Below are 21055 nucleotides of genomic sequence, written 5' to 3'. Positions count from 1 at the left end.
GAGAGATGGGACGGATACTGGTCGAGAAGGATGTGGAAGCGGCGGTGAAGGGCGGTTCCGTCTATGCCGCGGGCGGTGGCGGCTGGGCCGATCATGGCCGGATGCTGGGTTATGCGGCCGTTTCCATCGGCAAGCCGGAACTCGTCTCCATCGACGAGCTTGACGAAAACGACTGGGTGGCAACCGCTGCCGCCATCGGCGCGCCGGCCTCCACCACCCCCTGGGAAATGCGCGGCGTCGATTATGTCCGCGCCGTCTCGCTGCTGCAGGAGGCGCTCGGCGAGAAGATCGCCGGCCTCATCATCGGCCAGAACGGCAAGTCCTCGACGCTGAATGCCTGGCTGCCCTCCGCCATTCTCGGCACGAAGGTGGTGGATGCGGTGGGCGATATCCGCGCCCATCCGACCGGCGACATGGGCTCGATCGGCATGGCCGGTTCGCCGGAACAGATGATCCAGACGGCGGCGGGCGGCAATCGCGACGAGAACCGCTATATCGAGCTCGTGGTGCGCGGCGCGACGGCAAAGATATCCCCCGTGCTCCGCGCGGCCTCCGACCAGTCCGGCGGCTTCATTGCCTCCGCCCGCAACCCCTTGCGCGCCTCCTACGTCAAGAAGAACGCGGCCCTCGGCGGCATTTCCATGGCGCTGACGCTGGGCGAGGCGATCATCGCGGCCGAGAAGAAGGGGCCGAGCGCCGTCATCGATGCGATCTGCACGGTGACAGGCGGGCATATCCTCACCTCCGGCGTGATCACGAAGAAGGACGTCGTTTACACGAAGGAAGCCTTCGACATCGGCACCGTGGTGATCGGCTCCGGTTCGTCCGCCCGCACGCTGCATGTGATGAACGAGTACATGGCCGTCGACGATGCGGATGGCACCCGCCTTGCCACCTTCCCCTCGGTCATCACCACGCTTTCCGAAGAGGCCGAACCCTTGAGCGTCGGCCAGCTGAAGGAGGGCATGACGATCCATGTGCTGCATGTGCCGATGGATATCATTCCGCTTTCCGCCAGCGTGCTCGATCCGAGCGTCTACCCCGTCTGCGAAAAGGCCATGGGCATCGAGATTGCCCGCTATGCCCTGTCTGCCAAGGCCTGAGGAGAGAAGACCATGAATGCCCGCCCCTCCCGTCACGCAAATTTCCCCGTTCCCGGCGGCCCGGCGCTGCGCGCCAAGGGCTGGCGCCAGGAAGCGCTGCTGCGGCTTCTCGAAAACGTGCTTTCCGTCGGGGAAGACCCTGACAATCTCATCGTCTATGCCGCACTCGGCAAGGCCGCGCGGGACTGGAAGTCCCATGCCGCCATCGTCAAGACGCTTCTTGAGATGGACGAGGACCAGACGCTGCTGATCCAGTCCGGCAAGCCGGTCGGCCTCGTGAAGACCCATGCGAAGGCCCCGCTCGTCATCATGGCCAATTGCAACATGGTGGGCCAATGGGCGAAGGCGGAGGTCTTCTACGAGCTGCAGAAGAAGGGGCTGATCTGCTGGGGCGGGCTCACCGCCGGCGCATGGCAATATATCGGCAGCCAGGGCGTGATCCAGGGCACCTACGAGATCTTCATGCGGATTGCCGAGAAGCGCTTCGGCGGCTCGCTGAAGGGGCGTTTCATCCTGACGGCCGGCCTCGGCGGCATGGGCGGCGCGCAGCCGCTTGCGGGCCGCATGGCGGAGGCCGCGATCCTCTGCGTCGACGTCGATCCGGACCGGGCGGCAAAGCGCAAGGAAATCGGCTATCTCGACATGATCGCCGACAATCTCGATCACGCGCTTTCGCTGATCGACGGCGCGGTGAAGGCGGGCAAGGCGCTCTCCGTCGGCCTCGTCGGCAATGCGGCGGAGATCTATCCGGAGATCGTCGCCCGGGGCATCACGCCCGATATCGTTACCGACCAGACGTCTGCCCATGACCTCGTCTATGGCTATGTGCCGAAGACGCGGACGCTGGAGGAGGCCCGCCGGATGCGGACGGACGCCCCGGAACAGCTGATGGCCGAAAGCCGCGCCTCCATCGTCGATCATGTGAAGGCCATGCTGGCCTTCCAGCAGGCGGGCGCGGAGGTTTTCGACAATGGCAATCTCATCCGCACCCAGGCGCGCGAAGGCGGGGTCACGAATTCTTTCGACATTCCGATCTTCACCGAAGCCTATCTGCGCCCGCTCTTCTGCCGGGCCATCGGCCCCTATCGCTGGATGGCGCTTTCGGGCGAGGAAAGCGACATTGCGCGGATCGACGATCTGCTCCTCGAGATGTTCCCCGACAACCACATCGTCACCAACTGGGTAAAGCTCGCGCGCGAGAACATTCCCTTCGAAGGCCTGCCCGCCCGCATCGCCTGGCTCGGCCACGGGGAGCGCACCGCGCTTGCCCGCCGCGTCAATGCGCTGGTCGCCTCCGGAGACCTGAAGGGCCCTGTCGCCTTCTCCCGCGATCACCTCGATGCAGGCGCGATGGCCCATCCGAACATCATGACCGAGGGCATGAAGGACGGTTCGGATGCGATTGCCGACTGGCCGCTGATCGATGCCATGATGCTCTCGGCCTCCATGGCCGATCTCGTGGTCGTCCATTCCGGCGGCGGCGGTTATGCGGGCTACATGACGAGCTGCGGCGTGACCGTGATTGCCGACGGCACGCCGGAAGCGGACGAACGGCTCGATCATTCCATGACCAACGACACCACGCTCGGCGTCATCCGCTATGCGGATGCGGGCTATGAGGAGGCGCTCGACGAGGTGGAGAAGAAGGGCGTGCCCTATATCCGCCTCTGACCCTTCGATGACGGACCGGGCCTATTCCCCCGCGGGGGCGGCCCGGTTTCGCACCACGGTCACCGTGCAGGGCGCGTGCGCCGCCACTTCGCCGGAAACGCTGCCCAGCAGCGAGCGCATGGTGGAGGCGGCACGCGCGCCCATCACGATGTGGTCGACATAGTTCTGCCGGGCATAATCGAGGATCGCATCCGCCGGCGAGACGGCTTCCAGCACGTGGAAGGTGACGGATCCTTCCGGCGCCTTCAGCGCTTCCGCCCAGCTTTTCAGCTCCACCAGCCGCTGCACATGCTTGTTCTGCCCCTCCTCGTCCAGCGTCGTATCGAGGGCGAGGCGGTTGATCTTCAGAATATTGATGCAGGCGACGCGGGCTTCCGGCGATTTTTCGATGATGCGCTGGGTGGTGACGCGCAGCGACTCCTTCAGCTCCTCCGAACCGTCGCTGAGATCGAGCGCCACGGCGACGATGGGCGCATTCGACCACTGGCCGTCCTGCTGCTTCAGCTTCGGCGGCTGGATGTCTTCCGGATTGAACCGGCGGCGGACCACGTCCAGGCAGGGATCGCGCTTCATCTTGGTGGCGCGGGGCGTCAGCGGCACCTGCGAGAGATCCTTGAGCGCCGCCGCCATCTGGGCCGCCGTCGGAAAGCGGCGGTTGGGGTTCACCTCCAGCGCCCGCAGGATCACTTCCTGCAGGGCCGGCGGAATGTCCCGCTTCAGCGCGCGCGGCGGCATGGGATCGCGCCAGAGGCGCTTCTTCAGGCCTTTCAGCCGCTGCGGATCGCCGAAGGGGCGTTCGCCTGTCGCAAAGAAATAGAGCAGGCAGCCGAGCGCGAAGAGATCGGAGCGGTAATCGCTGCGGATGCGCAGGATCTGCTCGGGCGCCATATAGGGCGCGGTGCCATAGGGCAGGCGGAATTCCTCCTCCATCAGGTCGGGCAGGAGATTGTGCCGGGCAAGGCCGTAATCAACCAGCACCGCCTCGCCGCTTTCCCGGAAGAGGATGTTGGACGGCTTGAGATCGAGATGCACCACATGCTGGCGATGCAGCGCATCGAGCGCGGTGGCGATGCGGACGCCGAGATCGGCCACCTCCTTCCAGGGAAGCGGCAGCTCCTTCAGGCGCGGATAGAGGGATTTGCCCGGCAGCCGCTCCATGACGATATAGGGATGGACCGCGAAATCCCCGTTGGCGACGTGCTTCGGCACATGGGCTCCGGAAAGCCGCGGCAGGATCATCTGCTCCATCTCGAAGCTGACGATGGCGGCGGGATCGTCGCCCTCGCCGATCATCGGCACCTTCATCAGGAGCTCGCCCGCGTGATCCGGGTGGGTCACGATCCAGAGCCGCGCCATGCCGCCCGTATGGGCGAGTTCCTTCAGCGTGAAGCCGTCCAGCTCCATGCCCGGTTGAAGCTTGCCTGCCATGCGCTTCAATGCCCCCTTGCCAGCCGGCTCGCCAGGCTTTCGGGAAGCCCGGCGGCACGGATTTTCTCCTGTGCCGTCTCCACGTCATAGGGCGCACGCCGATAGCGCAGCTCGCGCCGGACCGTATCGTAAACCGCAAAGGCCGCCGCCGGATTGCCATCGCGGGGCTGGCCGACCGCGCCCATGACCGCAAGCCATCGCCGCTGGGCAAGCAACGGAATGGGCTCGGCGGAATTGGGCACGAATTTCGTCACCTTGCCGATCTGCGGCAGGCAGTAGAGCGAGGGAAGGTGGATGTGGCCGCAGAAGGAGACCCGCGCCGAGGTGCCGGCAAAATGAGCGCCCGCATCGGTGGTGTCGGTCACATACATCCAGCGGGCGGGATCGCTGCCCTCCGCATGGACATAGAGCCGGTCCTCATCGGTCACCGACATCGGCAAAGCGTCGAGCCAGGCCTTCTGGCCCTCCGACAGCATGGCCCGCGTCCACTCGATGGCGATGCGGGCGGTCGGGTTCATGTCGGCACCGCCATGGACGGCGGCCGCATCGTGATTGCCCTTGATGACGATCCCGCCGGCCGCCTCGATCTCGCGGGCCTTGTCCGCGCACCAGCCGGGATCGGCGCCATAACCGACGATATCGCCGAGCAGCACGATGCGGTCGACATCCGTCACCGCCGCGAGACAGGCTTCGAAGGCCTCGCGGTTCGCGTGTATGTCGGAAAGGAATGCAATGCGCATGAAACCCGCCTCCCAGGGGTTGAGCCTGCCTTTTCACCTATAGAGAGGAACGCTGCAAGCGGCCATTCATCCTAAGTATCAGTGTTGCAAAGCATCAATTTCGCCGAAAAACCGGCCGGTATTCGCCCTGCGAAGGGCTGCCCTGACCAAAAAGCGTGGGTTAGCGCTGTACAAAGCACGCATATTCGCGTACTGAGCCCCCAACTTGGGCGGCGATAGGGCCGCGTGACAGGGCCGGATAGCTGTTGCCGCAGGACGCGGAATGTGGCGACCGGCATCCCAAAACCCGAAAGATACAATTCATGACCACTTTTGAAGGCGTCGTTCCGGCGATTGCCGAAGCAATGCTCAAGCGCGGCTATACGAGCCTGACGCCCGTCCAGCAATCCATGCTCGACCCCGCCCTCGAAGGCCGCGATGCGCTGGTTTCCGCCCGCACCGGCTCCGGCAAGACGGTGGCCTTCGGCCTCGCGCTCGCCCCGGACCTGCTTTCCGGCCGCGACCGGTTCGACCGCGCCGCCGAGCCGCTGGCCCTCGTCGTTGCCCCCACCCGCGAGCTGGCCCTCCAGGTTCAGCGCGAACTGGAATGGCTTTACGAACTCACCGGCGCCGTGGTTGCGTCCTGCGTCGGCGGCATGGACATGCGCACCGAGCGGCGCACGCTGGAACGCGGCGCCCATATCGTCGTCGGCACGCCCGGCCGTCTGCGTGACCACATCACCCGTGGCGCGCTGGTTCTCGATCATCTCGCCGCCGTCGTTCTCGACGAAGCCGACGAAATGCTCGATCTCGGCTTCCGCGAAGACCTCGAATTCATCCTCGAATCCTCGCCGGAAGACCGCCGCACCATGATGTTCTCGGCCACCGTGCCGAAGTCCATCGCGACGCTGGCCAAGAATTACCAGAACGATGCGGTGCGCATTGCCGCCGCCGGCGACACCGAACAGCACCACGATATCGAATATCGCGCGCTGCTCGTCGCCCCCGCCGACAAGGAAAACGCGATCATCAACGCGCTGCGCTTCTACGAAGCCCGCAATGCGATCGTCTTCTGTTCGACCCGCGCCGCCGTCAACCACATGACGGCCCGCCTGCACAATCGCGGCTTCTCGGTCGTGGCGCTGTCGGGCGAGCTGTCCCAGAACGAGCGCAGCCATGCGCTGCAGGCCATGCGCGACGGACGCGCCCGCGTCTGCGTCGCAACCGACGTTGCCGCCCGCGGCATCGACCTGCCCGGCCTCGAACTTGTCATCCATGCGGATCTGCCGACCAACCGCGAAACCCTGCTGCACCGCTCGGGCCGGACCGGCCGTGCCGGCCAGAAGGGCGTCAGCGCGCTGATCGTGCCCGTCAGCGCCCGTCGCCGCGCCGAGCGCGTGCTGGGCGATGCCGCGATCACGCCGGTCTGGGTGAACGCACCCTCCGCCGACGAGATCCGCGCCCGCGATGCCGAGCGGATGCTCGCCGATGCCTCGCTCACCGATCCGATCCGTGAGGAAGAGGCCGATGCGGTTGCAGCCCTCATCGCCACCCACGGCGCCGAGCAGGTGGCTGCCGCCTTCCTGCGCGCCTACAGCGCCGGCCGCTCCGCGCCCGAGGAACTGATCGAAATCGAGATCTTCGACAACAAGCGTAAGCGTGAACGCACGGAACGTCCCGACCGTCCGAAGTTCGAGAAGGACGACCGCGCCCCCGGCCCGCGCGCCGATTTCGGCGACAGCGTCTGGTACTCGCTTTCCGTCGGCCGCAAGCAGAATGCCGAACCGCGCTGGCTGATCCCGATGCTCTGCCGCAATGGCAATATTGCCAAGCGCGACATCGGCCAGATCAAGATGCAGCCGGCCGAGACCTATGTGGAAATCGCCGCCGACAGCGTCGACGCCTTCGAGACCGCACTCGGCCCGAAGAAGATGCTGGAAAACTCGATCCGCGTGCAGGCCCTGCCCGGCAAGCCGGACATGGAGGGTGGCCGCAAGTCCGCCCCGCGCGATTTCGACGGCGAGCGTGCGCCCCGCAAGGACTGGAACCGCGACCGCGCCGACGACAAGCCCCGTGGCCCCAAGCGCGGCAAGCCGGATGAAGGTGCTGCCCGCGACTTCGACCGCCCGGCCTCCAAGCAGCGCTTCGGCAACAAGCCCGGCTTCGACAAGCCGCGCCAGAAGCCGGAAGGCGGCAACTGGGCCGGCAAGAAGCGCGCCAAGGGCTGATATTTCCCGAACTGAAAGGCCACCCTCTGCGGTGGCCTTTTGCTTTCCACCGCTTCGCATTGCATGCGGGCGCGTCAGCCATTAGGGTCCGGCTCAGTTCGAACAGACCCGGATGCCCCCATGTCTCTTCAAGGCAAGCGCCTTCTTCTCGTCATTTCCGGCGGCATCGCCGCCTACAAGAGCCTGGACCTGATCCGCCGCCTGAAGGAACGGGGCGCGGTGGTGATCCCGGTCATGACGGCGGGTGCGCAGGAATTCATCACGCCGCTTGCCGTCGGGGCCCTCTCCGCAACGGCTGTCTATACCGAGCTTTTCTCCCGCGAGGACGAGCAGGAAGTGGGCCATATCCGCCTCGCCCGCGACTGCGATCTTGTCATCGTCGCGCCGGCAACCGCCAATCTCCTGGCGAAGATGGCAAACGGCCTTGCGGACGATCTCGCCTCCACCGTGCTGCTCGCCACCACCAGACCCGTCCTTCTCGCCCCGGCCATGAACCCGGCGATGTGGGCGAACCGGGCGACGCTGCGCAATGTGGAACGCCTCAAGGCGGACGAACATCATTTCATCGGGCCGATGGCCGGCGAAATGGCGGAAAAGGGCGAGGCGGGCATCGGCCGCATGGCCGAGCCGCTGGAGATCGTCGCGGCCGTGGAAGCGCTGCTGTCGCCCGCCGCAAAGCCGCTTGCCGGCAAGCGGATTGTCATGACGTCAGGCCCGACCCACGAGCCCATCGATCCCGTCCGCTATATCGCCAACCGCTCCTCCGGCCGGCAGGGCCATGCGATTGCCGAGGCACTTGCCCGGCTGGGCGCCGAGGTGACGCTGGTTTCCGGTCCCGTCTCCATTCCCGATCCGAAGGGCGTCAAAGTCCTCCATGTGGAGCGGGCGGAGGAGATGCGCGATGCGGTGCTCGCCGCCCTCCCCGCCGATGCCGCCGTGATGGTGGCCGCCGTCGCCGACTGGCGGGTGGCCTCCCAATCCGGCGAGAAGATCAAGAAGCAGGACGGGCAAGGCCCGGCGCCGCTGCAGCTCACCGAAAATCCCGATATCCTGAAGACCGTCGGCCACCATGCCCAGCGTCCGAAACTGGTGATCGGCTTTGCCGCCGAGACCCAGAATGTGGAAGAGAACGGCCTGGCGAAGCTCGCCCGCAAGGGCGCCGACCTGATCGTTGCCAATGACGTCTCGCCGGAAACCGGCATCATGGGCGGCACGCGCAACAGCGTGAAAATCCTCTCGAAAGCGGGCGTAGAGGCCTGGCCCGACATGCCGAAGGAGGCCGTTGCCGAAAAGCTTGCCGCGCTGATTGCCGCACGGTTGACCGCATGACGAACCTCTTTCGCCAGCCGGATTTCGACGCCTTCGTGCTTGCCCTGCCCGGCACAAAGCTGGTCGACCAGTGGGAAAGCCGGGTCGCCAAGGTGGGAGACAAGGTTTTCACCCTCCTCAATGGCGCGGGCGGGCAAGCGCGTCTCGTGGTGAAGGTGACGGAGGAAAGCTTCGAGATTCTGACGGCCCTTGAGGGCATCGAGCAGGCCCCCTATTTCGCCAAGCGCAAATGGGTGTCGATCCGCGAGGGCGCGCCGCTTTCCGAAGAAGATCTTGGCTACTACCTCACCCGTTCCCATGGGCTCGTCGCTGCGGGGCTGACGAAGAAGCTCAGGGCCGAGCTCGGCATTCCTCTCTAGGCGAAATCACACCACTTCGCGGGCGGGCTGGAGGGCAATGGAATTGCCCGGCTCGAACATGACGAGATCGAGGCCTTCCTCGCCGATGGTGACGGCGCTGCCATCGGGAATTTCCACCCAGGTATCGATATCGTCATCCAAAGGCTCGGAGACGAGGCAATAGCCCTGGCCCTTGCCCATCGGCGCGGCATAGAGCGTCGGGGCCTTGCGGTCGGTCGCATAGCGGATGGCAAAGAGCGAGCGCCCGTTGGAGAAAGCCGCCGTGAAGCGCACCAGCGCCGAGCCGTTGATGTGCCAGGACAGCCGCTCGATGAAGCCGATCGCATCGGCAAAGGCGCGCAGCGGATCCTCGCGCAGGCCGAAATGGAAGGCGAGCAGGAAGATGAGTTCGCTATCCGTCGTGCCGCAGCGGGCATTGTAGAGATCGTCGCCCAGCATGGTTTCCATCGGCCGGCGCACGCGCTCGAAATCGCCGATCTGGCCATTGTGCATGAAGGCCCAGTTCTCGTGGACGAAGGGATGGCAATTGTCGCGCCGGGTGCCGCCGCCGGTCGCGGCCCGCACATGGGCGAGGAAGAGCGGCGAGCGGATCTGCCGGGCAATGCTCTTCAGGTTGCAATCGGCCCAGGCGGGCAGGATGTCCCGGTAGCGGCCGGGCTCAGGCCGGTCTCCGTACCAGGCAACCCCGAAGCCGTCGCCATTGGTCGGCGTCTTCGCGCGGGTGGCATGGTGGGACTGTTCGATGAGCGAATGGGCAGGCGAGGTGATCAGCTCTTCGAGATAGAGGGGTTCCCCCCGATAGGCTGCCCAGCGGCACATGAACGGACACTCCGATGATCAGGGACCGGGGTCTCTCCCGGCCGTGGAATTTGCCATTCCACAAGCTTTGATAAATCCGGCTAATAATTGGTTAAAATGTGGTTCGCCAGCCCGGCAATCGTTATTTTTCATCGCAAGGGCGGCTCTTGTGAACACTGCGTTCCCGCGGGGTCCCTTAGCAAGAGGCAAAAAAGCGATATATTCCGCCCCAAGCAAACCCTTTCCGAAAGGACTTTTCCGATGTCCATCCGCCCCGTCAAGCACGAGAGCGTCGCCCGCCCCACCATGGAAGGCGCTGGCGTGCACCTGCACCGCGTCTTCGGCTTCGGCGATCCGTCGCTCACCGATCCCTTCCTGATGATGGATGATTTCCGCAATGACGAGCCGCAGAAATATCTGCGCGGCTTCCCCTGGCATCCCCATCGCGGCATCGAGACGATCACCTATGTGCTCGCCGGCACCGTCGAGCACGGCGACAGCCTCGGCAATCGCGGCGTGCTCGGCGCCGGCGACGTGCAGTGGATGACGGCGGGCTCCGGCATCCTGCACCAGGAAATGCCGCAGGGCGATTTCGCCGGGCGCATGCATGGCTTCCAGCTCTGGGCGAACCTGCCCTCCACGCTGAAGATGACCGCGCCGCGCTATCAGGACGTGAAGTCCGCCGATATCCCTGTTGTCGTCGATGACGACGGCACGGCGGTGCGCGTCATCTGCGGCAGCTTCTGGGGCAAGTCCGGCCCGGTGGACGGCATTGCCGCCGAGCCGGTCTATCTTGACGTCTCGGTTCCCCCGGGCAAGAAAAAGGTGCTGCCGGTCGATACCTACCGCAAGGCCTTCGCCTATATCTTCGCCGGCTCCGGCACCTTCCGCGATGCGTCCAAGCCCTTCGGCGTCCGCGTCGAGAAGGAGGTGAACGGCGAGGAAGTGAATATCCGCGACATGTCCGGCAACCGCACGCTCGTGGTGTTCGATACGGGGGACGAAGTGACCGTGCAGGCCGGCGAACAGGGCATCCGCTTCCTGCTCGTCTCCGGCAAGCCCATCGAGGAGCCTGTCGCCTGGCACGGCCCCATCGTGATGAACAGCCGCGAGGAGATCATGCAGGCCATGCGCGAGCTGCAGAACGGCACCTTCATCAAGTCGGGCCACTGATTTCTCCTCCTTGAAGAACGAGGCCCCGCCCCTAGCTCATGGGGGCGGGGCCTTTTCAGTTCTGGAGATGCGGGATCATGCATATCGACGGGGAATGTTTCTGCGGGGCCATCGCCTATGAGGCGGAGCTCCTCTCGCCGGAGATCGGGCTTTGCCACTGCACCGATTGTCAGGCCTTTTCCGGCTCGCCCTATCGCGCGACCGTGACCGCCATGCGCAAGGACTTCCGCGTGACGCGCGGCACGGCAAAGGCTTATGTGAAGACGGGCGGCAGCGGCCGCAAGAGCGAGCAATATTTCTGCGAGACCTGCGGCTCCAACCTCTACCGGATCGGCGAGGGCGAGGAGAAGGTCGGCATCCGGATCGGCACGATCCGGCAGCGGCAGGCGCTCACGCCCGCCCGCCAGACCTGGATCGCCTCCGGATTTGCCTGGGCGCAGAACCTGACGGCGCTCGAGGTCACGCCGCCGGGCTGAAGTATCACGCCGCCTTGACGGCGTGGTATTCCTTGATCGCCACCATCTTGATGGCCGGGGAGCGTTCCGACTCGTAGCGCAGCGAGAAGCCGTCCTGCGCGAGGAAGACCGGGTCGCCATCGAGATCGCGGGCGATATCGCCGCGCTTCTGGGTGATGAACTTTTCGAGGTCCGCATTGTTATCCGCCGAAATCCAGCGGCAGACGGAAAAGCGCGACATTTCGAAGGAGACCGGCAGGCCATATTCGGCCTGGAGGCGTTCCTTCAGCACGTCGAGCTGCAGCGCGCCGACCACGCCGACGATGGCCGGCGACCCGTCTTCCGGCGAGAAGAGCTGCACGACGCCCTCTTCCGCCATCTGCTGGAGCGCTTCCTTCAGCTTCTTCGCCTTCATCGCATCTTCGAGCCGCACGCGGCGCAGGATTTCCGGCGCAAAGTTCGGCACCCCCTGGAAGACGAGGCTTTCGCCCTCGGTCAGCGTATCGCCGATGCGGAGCGTCCCGTGGTTCGGAATGCCCACCACGTCACCGGCATAAGCCGTGTCGGCGAGCTGACGCTGCGAGGCGAAGAAGAATTGCGGCGCGGAAAGCCCCATCTGCTTGCCCGTGCGCGAAAGCTTGGCCTTCATGCCCCGCTCCAGCTTGCCGGAGCAGACGCGCACGAAGGCGATGCGGTCGCGGTGGTTCGGATCCATGTTCGCCTGGATCTTGAAGACGAAGGCGGTCATCTTCTCGTCGGTCGCGTGCACGGTGCGCACATCGGCCACCTGATCGCGCGGCGGCGGCGCATAGTCGGCCAGCGCGTTGATGAGATCGCGCACGCCGTAATTGCGCAGCGCCGAGCCGAAGAAGACCGGCGTCAGATGCCCTTCAAGGAAGCTTTCCCGGTCGAAGGGGCGGCAGGCCTCGATGGCGAGTTCCATCTCGTCGATGAAGGCCGCGCGCTCGTTTTCCGGCAGCCGCTCGGCAATCGCCTGCGGGCCGTTGACCGGCGTGGTCTTCTCTTCCGTGTCGGAGCCGCGCACCTCGTTCTTCGCCAGATGATAGGAGCCGCAGAAGCTCTTCGCCCGGCCGATCGGCCAGGTGACGGGCGCGGTATCCAGCGCCAGCTTCTGCTCCACCTCGTCCAGGATCTCGAAGGGATCGCGGCTTTCGCGGTCCATCTTGTTGACGAAGGTGATGATCGGGATGTCGCGCATGCGGCAGACTTCGAAGAGCTTCAGCGTGCGCGGCTCGATGCCCTTGGCGGCGTCGATGACCATGACGGCCGCATCGACCGCCGTCAGCGTGCGATAGGTGTCGTCGGCAAAGTCCTCGTGGCCGGGCGTATCGAGCAGGTTGAAGACCGTGTCATTGTATTCGAAGGTCATGACCGAGGTGACGACCGAAATGCCGCGCTCGCGCTCGATCTTCATCCAGTCCGACCGGGTCTGGATGCGATCCTTCTTGGCCTTCACTTCACCGGCGAGCTGGATGGCGCCGCCGAACAGCAGCAGCTTTTCCGTCAACGTCGTCTTACCGGCGTCCGGGTGGGAAATGATCGCGAAGGTGCGGCGGCGGGAAACCGCTTCGGCAAGGGATTCGGCCATAAGCATGAAATTCCTGTTGAATGGCCGGTCTTCTAGCGGCTAGACGGGCGAGATGCAATTGTAGAACCGCCGCCGAAGGGTCAACCATGTCCGAAACCGCCCCGAAAACCGCCGCTCCCGTCATCGGCATCGTCCGCCTGCCGCATGGGCACGGCCTCGATCTGCCCGCCTACGAGACGCCCGGCTCCGCGGGCATGGACCTGCGCGCGGCAATCCCCGAGGGCGAGCGCCTGACGCTGAAGCCCGGCAAGCGGGCGCTGGTGCCGACCGGCCTGATTTTCGAGATCCCGCAGGGTTTCGAGGCGCAGATCCGGCCGCGCTCCGGCCTCGCCTTCAAGAACGGCGTCACCTGCCTCAACACGCCCGGCACCATCGACAGCGATTATCGCGGCGAGGTGCAGGTTCTGCTCGTCAATCTGGGCGAGGAGAAATTCGTCATCGAACGGGGCATGCGGATCGCGCAGATGATCATCGCCCCCGTCGTGCAGGCCATCCTCACCGAAACCGCCCTTGCCACCGCCACCGACCGCGGCGCCGGCGGCTTCGGCTCGACAGGGCTGAACTGAGGCTCTTGAAGGAACATCACATACTCAGTATGTTTCTACCAAGTGGATTGGGAGTTCGTTCCCGGTCGGCGCCATGGCCTCGGTTTACCGGGGCCTTTCGCTTTCTAAGGGAACGGCTTGATGCCATAGGCGGGTTTATCGCCGGAAGGCCCAGACCAGATCTTCGTTTGCCTGCTTGCATTCAGCCGCTGAATTAGGCATTCCAGAAGAAACAGTTCCTGCACCCCTCCGAGATCCCCATGAGCGCGACCGATTTTTTCAGCTACAGCCTTGCCCTGTTCATCGCAGCCGCCATTCCCGGACCGGGGATCACGGCGGTGGTGGCCCGCGCGCTGGGACAGGGGTTCCGGACCGCCTATCCGATGGCGTTCGGGCTGATCCTCGGGGACATCCTCTATCTGACGGCTGTTATCCTCGGGCTTGCCTATGTGGCGCAGACCTTCGGCTATGCCTTCATGGCGATCAAATATGCCGGGGCCGCCTATCTCATCTACCTCGCCTGGGGGCTCTGGAAATCTGGCATGAAGATCGATGTGAACAGTGAGAAGAAGCCGCTCGACGGGTTCAAGTGCTTCCTGTCCGGCCTGACGCTGACGCTGGGCAATCCGAAGACCATGCTGTTCTATCTCGGCATCGTGCCTGCCGTGATCGATCTGACCAAGGTGGGCCTGCCGCAGTTTGCCGAACTCTCGGTCGTCACCTTCCTCGTGCTGCTGGTGGTCCTCACGCCCTATATGATGCTTGCCGGCAAGGCGCGCGACTGGCTGGCGGAGCCGAAGAAGATGCAGCTTCTGAACCGGACGGCCGCCGGCTTCATGGCGGGTGCGGCCACCATGATCATCGCCCGGAGCTGATTTTTTCTGCAAGCGCCGCGCTTGGGGAATGGCATTCCCGGCTTTGCGCAGACCGTGGCGTCGGATGGCTTTATCCTTTGCCGCGTCTCGCCTATGTTTGCTTCAAACAAAGGGAGATTGGTTTATGTCTGACGCCAGAAAGCCCGGCCGCGGCCGCATCTATGCCTCGATCACCGACACGATCGGCGATACCCCCATCGTCCGGCTCGACAAGCTGGCGAAGGAAAAGGGCGTCAAGGCCCATCTCCTCGCCAAGCTGGAATTCTTCAACCCCATCGCCTCGGTCAAGGACCGCATCGGCGTGGCGATGATCGAAACGCTGGAAGCGCAGGGCAAGATCACCCCCGGCAAGACCGTGCTGATCGAGCCGACTTCCGGCAATACGGGCATTGCGCTGGCCTTCGCGGCGGCTGCCAAGGGCTACAAGCTCATTCTCACCATGCCGGAAACCATGTCCATCGAGCGCCGCAAGATGCTGGCGCTGCTGGGTGCGGAACTGGTGCTGACCGAAGGCCCCAAGGGCATGAAGGGGGCGATTGCCAAGGCCGAGGAACTGGCCGCCACCAACCCCGACGCCATCATTCCCCAGCAGTTCGAAAACCCCGCCAACCCGGAAATCCACCGCAAGACGACCGCCGAGGAAATCTGGAACGATACGGATGGCCAAGTCGATATCTTCGTGTCCGGCATCGGCACGGGCGGCACCATCACCGGCACGGGCCAGGTGCTGAAATCCCGCAAGCCGGGCCTCAAGGTGGTGGCTGTCGAGCCGGCAGACAGCCCGGTTCTTTCCGGCGGCAATCCCGGCCCGCACAAGATCCAGGGCATTGGCGCGGGCTTTGCCCCGGCCATTCTCGACCGGGAGATCTATGACGAGATCGTCACCGTCGGCAATGACGAGGCGTTCGAGACTGCGCGGCTCGTGGCGCGGCTCGAGGGCGTGCCGGTCGGCATCTCCTCCGGCGCCGCGCTGACGGCGGCCATCAAGGTGGGCCAGCGGCCGGAAAACGAGGGCAAGACCATCGTGGTCATCATCCCCTCCTTTGCCGAACGCTATCTGTCGACGGCCCTCTTCGACGGGCTCGGCGGCTGAGAACGGCTGGACGACACGCAATGACGGGGCGCTCCGGCGCCCCTTTTTTTGTCTGCGGCCGGCGAAGGATGCCGGCGTTCAGGTTCTCAGAAAATCCGGAAAGCAGATCGGCACGTCGGGCACCAGCTCCAGCCCGCGCAGGAAGAGCCGGCTGTCCGGATCCGGCGCCCTTTCCACACCCGGAAGCAGCCAGCCGGCGGGTGGCGCGAAGCCGAATTCGACCTGCCGCACCGGGCGAGACAGAAGCCCCGGCAGGACGTCGTCCAGAAGGCGCGGCTTCTCGCCCAGCCATTCGCGGATAATGAGGGTCTCGTCCTCCTCCTCCAGGAAGACCAGCGCCCTGCCGCCGGGCAGGAACACACCCTGGGCCGGCGTATTGAACAGATACCATAGAATGACCCATGGATCGGGCCGGGCGGACAGGCCGCCGCCATGGGAGCGGTTTCCGGTCAGCAGCGCCGCCATGCGGCCACGGTCCCGGGCGGATTTGACGTCGAACCGCAGCGGCGGGGGACCCGGCCGTGGTTCCATGTCCGTCGTCCAGCGATAGCGCATGCTGTCCACCGGCCGGAAGCCGAAGCGGGGATAGTAGTCGAGCGACCGCTCGTTGGAAAAGAGCAGCACCGGCCAGGCCTTCGCGTCGATCTCCGCGAGCACCTGTTCCATCAGGTGGCGGCCCAGCCCCGCGCCCTGCCGGTCGGGAACGGTGGCCACCGAACCGAGCTGCACACCCTCCACCAGCCGGCGGAAGTCGCGGCCCAGTTCCCGGTCGGCCAGCGAGAGCGCCATGCGGGTCATGCCGACCGTGGAGAGAATGCGGCCGTCCTCCATAAGGGCCGCCACTTCATAGGTGCGGCTCCAGCCCAGATGATGCGCCCAGGGCCGGAAATCGATGGCAAAGGCCGCCTCGGCATGGGCGAAAAAGGCCGCGTGCCATTCCGGTGTCTGGCTGTTGATGCGGATGATCCGGCCCGTTGGCGCCATGCTTGCCTGCAGGTTTCCCTGCCCTCCCCGAATGCCGCTCAGGCGGCGGTCGATATCCTGTCTCCCGCCATGCGGTAGGCGATGGCTTCCGCGAGATGCACCCGCCCCACCCGTGGCTCGCCATCGAGATCGGCCAGCGTGCGGGCGACCTTCAGCACCCGGTGATATCCGCGCGCCGAGAATTTCAGCTTTTCCGCCGCATCCCGCAAGAGCTGGAGGCCGCCGGAATCCGGTTCCGCGATCCTTTCGATCAGGCTCGTGGCGGCGCGGGCATTGCAGGTGGCGGCCGCGTCGCCCAGGCTTTCGGAGCGCTGCTTCTGCAGGGCGCGGGCGCGGGCGACGCGCAGCGCGACTGCGCCGCTCGTTTCGGATGTGCCGGGCCGGATCAGGTCAAGGGCGGCCACCGCCGGCACGTCGATCCGGATATCGATGCGGTCGAGCAGCGGGCCGGAAATGCGGGCCTGATAATCGCCGATGCAGCGGGGCTGGCGCGCGCAGCCGCGCCCGGGCTCGCCCGCCATGCCGCAGCGGCAGGGATTCATCGCGGCGACAAGCTGGATTTCCGCGGGATAGGTGACCCGGTGATTGGCCCGCGCGATCACGCATTCGCCGGTTTCCAGCGGCTGGCGCAGCGCATCCAGCACCTGTGGCGAGAATTCCGGCAGTTCGTCAAGGAAGAGCACGCCATGATGGGCGAGCGATGCCTCGCCCGGCCGGGCCCGCAAGCCGCCGCCGACCAGCGCCGCCATGGTGGCGGAATGGTGCGGCGCGCGGAAGGGACGCCGGTCCGAAAGGCGGCCGCCCGGCAGCTGGCCGGCCATGGAGTGGATCATCGACACTTCCAGCAATTCCGCCGGCGAGAGCGGCGGCAGGATGGAGGCGAGACGGGCGGCCAGCATGGATTTTCCCGATCCGGGCGGCCCGATCATCAGCAGATTGTGCCCGCCGGCGGCGGCCACTTCCAGGGCGCGCCGGGCGCTTTCCTGGCCCTTGATGTCGGCAAGATCGGGCAGGTCGCCCGCAGGCTGGCGCACCGCCGGCTGCGGGCGCGTCAGCACCTGGGTGCCGCGAAAATGGTTGGCCAGCGCGATCAGGCTGCGGGGGGCGAGAATATCGAGCCCCTCCCCCGCCCAGGCCGCTTCCGGCCCGCATTCTGCCGGGCAGATCAGGCCCTTGCCCAGACCATGCGCACCGATGGCGGCAGGCAGTGCCCCGGCAATCGGCGCCAGCGTACCGTCGAGGTTCAGCTCGCCCAGCACCACATAACCGGCCAGCGCATCGCCCGGAATGGCGCCCAGCGCCGCCATCAGGCCAAGCGCGATGGGCAGGTCGAAATGGCTGCCTTCCTTCGGCAGGTCGGCGGGCGCCAGATTGATGGTGATCTTCTTGGCGGGCATGGCCAGACCCGAGGCATGCAGCGCACCCTGCACGCGCTCGCGGCTTTCGGCCACCGCCTTGTCCGGCAGGCCGACGATATGCATGTTGATCTTGCCGGGGCTCAGCAGAACCTGCACCTCCACCGGCACGCCTTCTATCCCCTGAAACGCGATCGTACTGACCCTTGCAACCACCCTGCCCCCGATCCGGGCCGGTCATGTCGCGCGCGATCTTCGCAACCGGATGCAGCCCTCAAGCTGCACATTTGCATATTCTCATCTATTCAACAAGAACAGGGTGTGAACAATCACGCCGAAAACGGGTTCTCGCGATGTACCCGGTTGCAAACCGGAACAAAGGGGGACCGCTGCCCGGGCGGGATCAGCGGCGCTTGGCCTCGATGGCGTCCCAGAGCAGGGCCGCGATATCGGCGCCGCCGAAGCGCTTCACCTCGCGCAGGCCGGTGGGCGAGGTCACGTTGATCTCGGTCATGTAATCGCCGATGACATCGATGCCGACGAGCAGGAAGCCGCGGGCTTTGAGCGCCGGGCCGATGCGGGCGCAGATCTCCCGCTCGCGGGCGGTGAGCTCGGTCGGTTCGGCGCGGCCGCCCACATGCATGTTGGAGCGGCTGTCATGCTCGGCCGGCACGCGGTTGATCGCGCCGACCGGCTCGCCGTCGACGAGCAGGATGCGCTTGTCGCCCTTGCGCACGGCCGGCAGATATTGCTGCGCGATATAGGGTTCGCGGAACATCTGGCCGAACATTTCGAGCAGGGAGGTGAAGTTGCGGTCATCGCGCGAGGAGTGGAACACGCCAGCCCCGCCATTGCCGTAAAGCGGCTTAAGGATGATGTCGCCCATTTCCTCGCGGAAGCGGGCGATCTCGCCCACATCGCGGGTAATCAGCGTCTTCGGCATCAGATCCTCGAATTCGGTGACGAAGATCTTTTCCGGCGAATTGCGCACCCAGTTCGGATCGTTGACGACGAGCGTCTTCGGGTGGACCCGTTCGAGCAGATGGGTGGAGGTGATATAGGCCATGTCGAAGGGCGGGTCCTGGCGCAGCAGCACCACGTCCATGGTGGAAAGATCCACCCGCTCCTGCGGGCCGAGCGTGTAGTGGTTGCCCTTCTCGTCGCGCAGCTCCATGGGCTCGACGGTGGCATAGACCTTGCCGTCGCGCAGCGAGAGCTGGTTCGGCGTGTAATGGAAGAGCCTGTAGCCGCGGGACTGGGCCTCGAGGCTCATGGCGAAGGTCGAATCCCCCGCAATATTGATGGAGGATACATGGTCCATCTGGACCGCGACATTCTTGATGGCTGCCATTTCCGCCCCGATCCTTGCTCAAGCCGTGGCCCCATCATGTAGGACGGGGCCTTGCGAAACGCAACGGTCGGGACAGAGGCTTTTTGAAGGATCAGCCGCCGAGCCCGGTGCCGGTGGCCGACTGGCGCAGCGACTTGATCATTCTCCAGGTCCGGGCGACGACCTGCGGGAAGGGCCGGCGCACGAAGGCGATCTTCCGCACATGGCTCTCGATGCTCCACGTGGCCCAGCTGCCCGCCTTGAAATAGGCGATGTCGCCAGCCTTCAGCATGCGTTCCACGCCGTCCTCGTCGGTCACGTGCACGCCGCCATCGAGGATGACGACCGTTTCGTCCCAGGCGAAGAACCAGCGGAAGGTGCCGGCCGTGCATTCCCAGATTGCGGTGGCGGCCGCCCCGTCGACACTGCGGGAATGTTCCGCAAGCCGGGCCTGCGGATTGCCGGAAATGATCCAGGACGGATCGATGGTCGCATCCCGGAGTTTCAGCGCAGACGGATGGCCCGCCACGAGCGCCGGGAACTTCCGCTTCGGCTTGTTGAAAGACAGGTCACGCGCCGCCATGGCGAGGGCGCTGGCTGCAAAAAATTTCCAGACCACGGGCAACTCCGATATTGTTATGTAAAAGAACATAACTACCCCGGATTGAAACGCGGTTAGGGAGATCGTTCAAATGCGAGACAATTCCGGATCAGAAGGCATCCGGAAAATGCCGGGGCCAGCGCCAGGGCAGGACGGCGACGATATCGAAGCGGCTGGACAGGCGATGGGCATCCGGCTGCCTTGAAAGCCAGAGATCGCTCGCGGCCCGGATGCGCCGGGCAGCGGTGGCGGTGACGGCATCGAGGGCAGCGGTTTCGCCGCGCCTTGCCTTGACCTCCACGAAGACGACCAGATCCCCCTTCCGCGCGATGAGGTCGATCTCGCCCAGCGGGGTCCGGTGCCGCAGGGCGAGGATGCGATAGCCGCGCAACAGGAGCGAGAGGGCTGCGGCCCCTTCCGCGAGCCGGCCGTGCCGTTCGGCGCGGCGGCGGGTTTCACTCGGTCTCGCCGCCATCCCCGCCCCTCAGCGCGATGAGCCGCTGGTAGAGCACCTTGCGCGGCAGGCCCGTCAGCCGGGCGACCTCGGAGGCGGCCTTGCCGGCAGACTGGCGACCGGCTTCCGCAAGCAGCAGCGCATCTACATCCTCCAGCGGGGTTTCCGGCCCCTCGGGCGCCGGGCCGATGACCAGCACGATCTCGCCCTTGACGCTGCGACCGGCGAAATCCTCCGCCAGCTGGTCGAGCGGCCCCCGGCTGAATTCCTCATAGGCCTTGGTCAGTTCGCGGCAGACGGCGGCGGGGCGATCGGCCCCGAACACATCCGCTGCCGCCGAAAGCGTCGAGGCGATCCGGTGGGGCGATTCAAAGAAGATGAGCGTGGAGCGAAGGCTGGCAAATTCGCCCAGCCGGTCGCGCCGGGCCTTGTCCTTGGTGGGCAGGAAGCCCGCGAAGAGAAAGCTTTCGTTCGGCAGGCCGGAGCCGACCAGGGCCGCGAGCGGGGCCGACGCGCCGGGAATGGGCACCACCTTCAGCCCCTCGGCAAGCGCTGTCTCGGCCAGCCGGTAGCCGGGATCGGAGACGAGCGGCGTGCCGGCATCGGAAACGAGCGCCACCGATTGCCCCGCCTTCAGCGCGGCAATCAGCTTCGGCCCGGCCTCGTTGGCATTGTGCTCGTGATAGGCATAGGGCCGGGTCGCGATGCCGAAACGGTCGAGAAGGACGCGGGTGACGCGCGTATCCTCGCAGGCCAGCAGGTCGGCGCCGGCCAGCACTTCCAGCGCACGCAGCGTGATATCGCCGAGATTGCCGATGGGCGTCGCCACCAGATAGAGCGCCGGTTCCAGCGGCCGCGCCGGAATGCTGGCATTGTGCAGGCGATAGGTGCGCGTCGGCTTTTCCGCAGTTTGATTGGTTTCATGCATCATCGGCGAGGCCCCGCT

20 protein-coding genes are annotated in these 21055 nt (G+C 65.5%); 10 read left to right on the top strand and 10 right to left on the bottom strand.

All coding sequences use genetic code 11. The features are described from left to right. Positions 1-5 precede the first annotated feature (5 nt). Together ACT54B_RS07290 and ACT54B_RS07285 are read left to right on the top strand one after the other, a co-directional pair. The gene (locus ACT54B_RS07290; RefSeq protein WP_476043970.1) at positions 6-1103 is read left to right on the top strand and encodes a DUF917 domain-containing protein; all 1098 of its coding nucleotides are present in this window, start codon (positions 6-8) and stop codon (positions 1101-1103) included. 12 nt (positions 1104-1115) lie between these two features. Continuing rightward, positions 1116-2774 (top strand): urocanate hydratase, encoded by a 1659-nt coding sequence (locus ACT54B_RS07285; protein WP_476043969.1) that lies wholly within the window; start codon positions 1116-1118, stop codon positions 2772-2774. Between the two features lie 21 nt (positions 2775-2795). On the opposite strand, the gene ACT54B_RS07280 is transcribed toward ACT54B_RS07285, so the two are convergent. After that, positions 2796-4202: a serine/threonine protein kinase gene (locus ACT54B_RS07280; RefSeq protein WP_476043967.1), complete on the bottom strand. Its 1407-nt coding sequence runs from the start codon at positions 4200-4202 to the stop codon at positions 2796-2798. Between the two features lie 5 nt (positions 4203-4207). After that, the gene (locus ACT54B_RS07275) at positions 4208-4942 is read right to left on the bottom strand and encodes a metallophosphoesterase family protein (RefSeq protein ID WP_476043965.1); all 735 of its coding nucleotides are present in this window, start codon (positions 4940-4942) and stop codon (positions 4208-4210) included. Between the two features lie 302 nt (positions 4943-5244). Between ACT54B_RS07275 and ACT54B_RS07270 the strand changes: the two genes are divergently transcribed. The 3 genes from ACT54B_RS07270 to ACT54B_RS07260 all read left to right on the top strand — a co-directional run bounded on the left by ACT54B_RS07270 (position 5245) and on the right by ACT54B_RS07260 (position 8837). After that, complete coding sequence (locus ACT54B_RS07270) at positions 5245-7149, top strand: DEAD/DEAH box helicase (protein WP_476043964.1); 1905 nt, start codon at positions 5245-5247, stop codon at positions 7147-7149. Positions 7150-7269: 120 nt separating this feature from the next. Next, positions 7270-8478, top strand: a complete 1209-nt coding sequence (gene coaBC, locus ACT54B_RS07265) for a bifunctional phosphopantothenoylcysteine decarboxylase/phosphopantothenate--cysteine ligase CoaBC (RefSeq protein WP_476043963.1) — start codon at positions 7270-7272, stop codon at positions 8476-8478. Then, positions 8475-8837, top strand: coding sequence for an MmcQ/YjbR family DNA-binding protein (locus ACT54B_RS07260; protein ID WP_476043961.1), 363 nt, complete (start codon positions 8475-8477; stop codon positions 8835-8837). Before coaBC ends, ACT54B_RS07260 begins: the two co-directional genes overlap by 4 nt. A gap of 6 nt (positions 8838-8843) precedes the next feature. Here the strand turns inward: ACT54B_RS07260 and ACT54B_RS07255 are convergent, their stop codons facing one another. Then, positions 8844-9656, bottom strand: a complete 813-nt coding sequence (locus tag ACT54B_RS07255; RefSeq protein WP_476043959.1) for a class II glutamine amidotransferase — start codon at positions 9654-9656, stop codon at positions 8844-8846. Positions 9657-9896: 240 nt separating this feature from the next. Between ACT54B_RS07255 and ACT54B_RS07250 the strand changes: the two genes are divergently transcribed. Beyond that, positions 9897-10808, top strand: a complete 912-nt coding sequence (locus ACT54B_RS07250; protein ID WP_476043958.1) for a pirin family protein — start codon at positions 9897-9899, stop codon at positions 10806-10808. 77 nt (positions 10809-10885) lie between these two features. Beyond that, positions 10886-11284, top strand: coding sequence for a GFA family protein (locus tag ACT54B_RS07245; RefSeq protein ID WP_476043957.1), 399 nt, complete (start codon positions 10886-10888; stop codon positions 11282-11284). A 4-nt stretch (positions 11285-11288) separates the two neighbouring features. Here ACT54B_RS07245 and ACT54B_RS07240 read toward each other — a convergent pair whose 3' ends face one another. Then, positions 11289-12872, bottom strand: coding sequence for a peptide chain release factor 3 (locus tag ACT54B_RS07240; protein ID WP_476043955.1), 1584 nt, complete (start codon positions 12870-12872; stop codon positions 11289-11291). 86 nt (positions 12873-12958) lie between these two features. Between ACT54B_RS07240 and dut the strand changes: the two genes are divergently transcribed. The 3 genes from dut (at position 12959) to cysK (ending at position 15385) form a co-directional block, all read left to right on the top strand. Beyond that, on the top strand, positions 12959-13438 hold the full coding sequence (gene dut / locus ACT54B_RS07235; RefSeq protein WP_476043954.1) for a dUTP diphosphatase: 480 nt from the start codon (positions 12959-12961) through the stop codon (positions 13436-13438). 239 nt (positions 13439-13677) lie between these two features. Beyond that, positions 13678-14292, top strand: coding sequence for a LysE family translocator (locus ACT54B_RS07230; RefSeq protein WP_476043952.1), 615 nt, complete (start codon positions 13678-13680; stop codon positions 14290-14292). 124 nt (positions 14293-14416) lie between these two features. Next, complete coding sequence (gene cysK / locus ACT54B_RS07225) at positions 14417-15385, top strand: cysteine synthase A (protein WP_476043950.1); 969 nt, start codon at positions 14417-14419, stop codon at positions 15383-15385. Positions 15386-15463: 78 nt separating this feature from the next. Here the strand turns inward: cysK and ACT54B_RS07220 are convergent, their stop codons facing one another. From ACT54B_RS07220 to rsmI, 6 genes are all read right to left on the bottom strand, one after another. Then, positions 15464-16369, bottom strand: a complete 906-nt coding sequence (locus tag ACT54B_RS07220) for a GNAT family N-acetyltransferase (RefSeq protein ID WP_476043948.1) — start codon at positions 16367-16369, stop codon at positions 15464-15466. A 38-nt stretch (positions 16370-16407) separates the two neighbouring features. Further along, positions 16408-17940: a YifB family Mg chelatase-like AAA ATPase gene (locus ACT54B_RS07215; protein WP_476043947.1), complete on the bottom strand. Its 1533-nt coding sequence runs from the start codon at positions 17938-17940 to the stop codon at positions 16408-16410. A 187-nt stretch (positions 17941-18127) separates the two neighbouring features. Next, positions 18128-19075, bottom strand: coding sequence for a glutathione synthase (gene gshB / locus ACT54B_RS07210; protein ID WP_476043946.1), 948 nt, complete (start codon positions 19073-19075; stop codon positions 18128-18130). Positions 19076-19166: 91 nt separating this feature from the next. Continuing rightward, on the bottom strand, positions 19167-19673 hold the full coding sequence (locus ACT54B_RS07205) for a cupin domain-containing protein (RefSeq protein ID WP_476043944.1): 507 nt from the start codon (positions 19671-19673) through the stop codon (positions 19167-19169). 91 nt (positions 19674-19764) lie between these two features. After that, positions 19765-20130, bottom strand: a complete 366-nt coding sequence (locus ACT54B_RS07200; RefSeq protein WP_476043943.1) for a YraN family protein — start codon at positions 20128-20130, stop codon at positions 19765-19767. Further along, entirely contained in the window at positions 20111-21037 is a 927-nt protein-coding gene (gene rsmI / locus ACT54B_RS07195) for a 16S rRNA (cytidine(1402)-2'-O)-methyltransferase (RefSeq protein WP_476044799.1), read from the bottom strand. Before rsmI ends, ACT54B_RS07200 begins: the two co-directional genes overlap by 20 nt. Between the last annotated feature and the right edge of the window lie 18 nt (positions 21038-21055).

It is taken from the genome of Gellertiella sp. DMC107, assembly GCF_056313605.1.
The sequence above is the reverse complement of the archived record's forward strand: the minus strand, read 5'-3'. Positions and strand labels throughout refer to the sequence as shown.

Coding starts and splice junctions, on each gene's coding strand:
- dut (WP_476043954.1), top strand. CDS start 12,959: ATGTCCGAAACCGCCCCGAAAACCGCCGCTCCCGTCATCGGCATCGTC.
- ACT54B_RS07230 (WP_476043952.1), top strand. CDS start 13,678: ATGAGCGCGACCGATTTTTTCAGCTACAGCCTTGCCCTGTTCATCGCA.
- cysK (WP_476043950.1), top strand. CDS start 14,417: ATGTCTGACGCCAGAAAGCCCGGCCGCGGCCGCATCTATGCCTCGATC.
- ACT54B_RS07290 (WP_476043970.1), top strand. CDS start 6: ATGGGACGGATACTGGTCGAGAAGGATGTGGAAGCGGCGGTGAAGGGC.
- ACT54B_RS07220 (WP_476043948.1), bottom strand. CDS start 16,369: ATGGCGCCAACGGGCCGGATCATCCGCATCAACAGCCAGACACCGGAA.
- ACT54B_RS07240 (WP_476043955.1), bottom strand. CDS start 12,872: ATGGCCGAATCCCTTGCCGAAGCGGTTTCCCGCCGCCGCACCTTCGCG.
- ACT54B_RS07255 (WP_476043959.1), bottom strand. CDS start 9,656: ATGTGCCGCTGGGCAGCCTATCGGGGGGAACCCCTCTATCTCGAAGAG.
- rsmI (WP_476044799.1), bottom strand. CDS start 21,037: ATGCATGAAACCAATCAAACTGCGGAAAAGCCGACGCGCACCTATCGC.
- gshB (WP_476043946.1), bottom strand. CDS start 19,075: ATGGCAGCCATCAAGAATGTCGCGGTCCAGATGGACCATGTATCCTCC.
- ACT54B_RS07275 (WP_476043965.1), bottom strand. CDS start 4,942: ATGCGCATTGCATTCCTTTCCGACATACACGCGAACCGCGAGGCCTTC.
- coaBC (WP_476043963.1), top strand. CDS start 7,270: ATGTCTCTTCAAGGCAAGCGCCTTCTTCTCGTCATTTCCGGCGGCATC.
- ACT54B_RS07250 (WP_476043958.1), top strand. CDS start 9,897: ATGTCCATCCGCCCCGTCAAGCACGAGAGCGTCGCCCGCCCCACCATG.
- ACT54B_RS07245 (WP_476043957.1), top strand. CDS start 10,886: ATGCATATCGACGGGGAATGTTTCTGCGGGGCCATCGCCTATGAGGCG.
- ACT54B_RS07270 (WP_476043964.1), top strand. CDS start 5,245: ATGACCACTTTTGAAGGCGTCGTTCCGGCGATTGCCGAAGCAATGCTC.
- ACT54B_RS07200 (WP_476043943.1), bottom strand. CDS start 20,130: ATGGCGGCGAGACCGAGTGAAACCCGCCGCCGCGCCGAACGGCACGGC.
- ACT54B_RS07280 (WP_476043967.1), bottom strand. CDS start 4,202: ATGGCAGGCAAGCTTCAACCGGGCATGGAGCTGGACGGCTTCACGCTG.
- ACT54B_RS07285 (WP_476043969.1), top strand. CDS start 1,116: ATGAATGCCCGCCCCTCCCGTCACGCAAATTTCCCCGTTCCCGGCGGC.
- ACT54B_RS07260 (WP_476043961.1), top strand. CDS start 8,475: ATGACGAACCTCTTTCGCCAGCCGGATTTCGACGCCTTCGTGCTTGCC.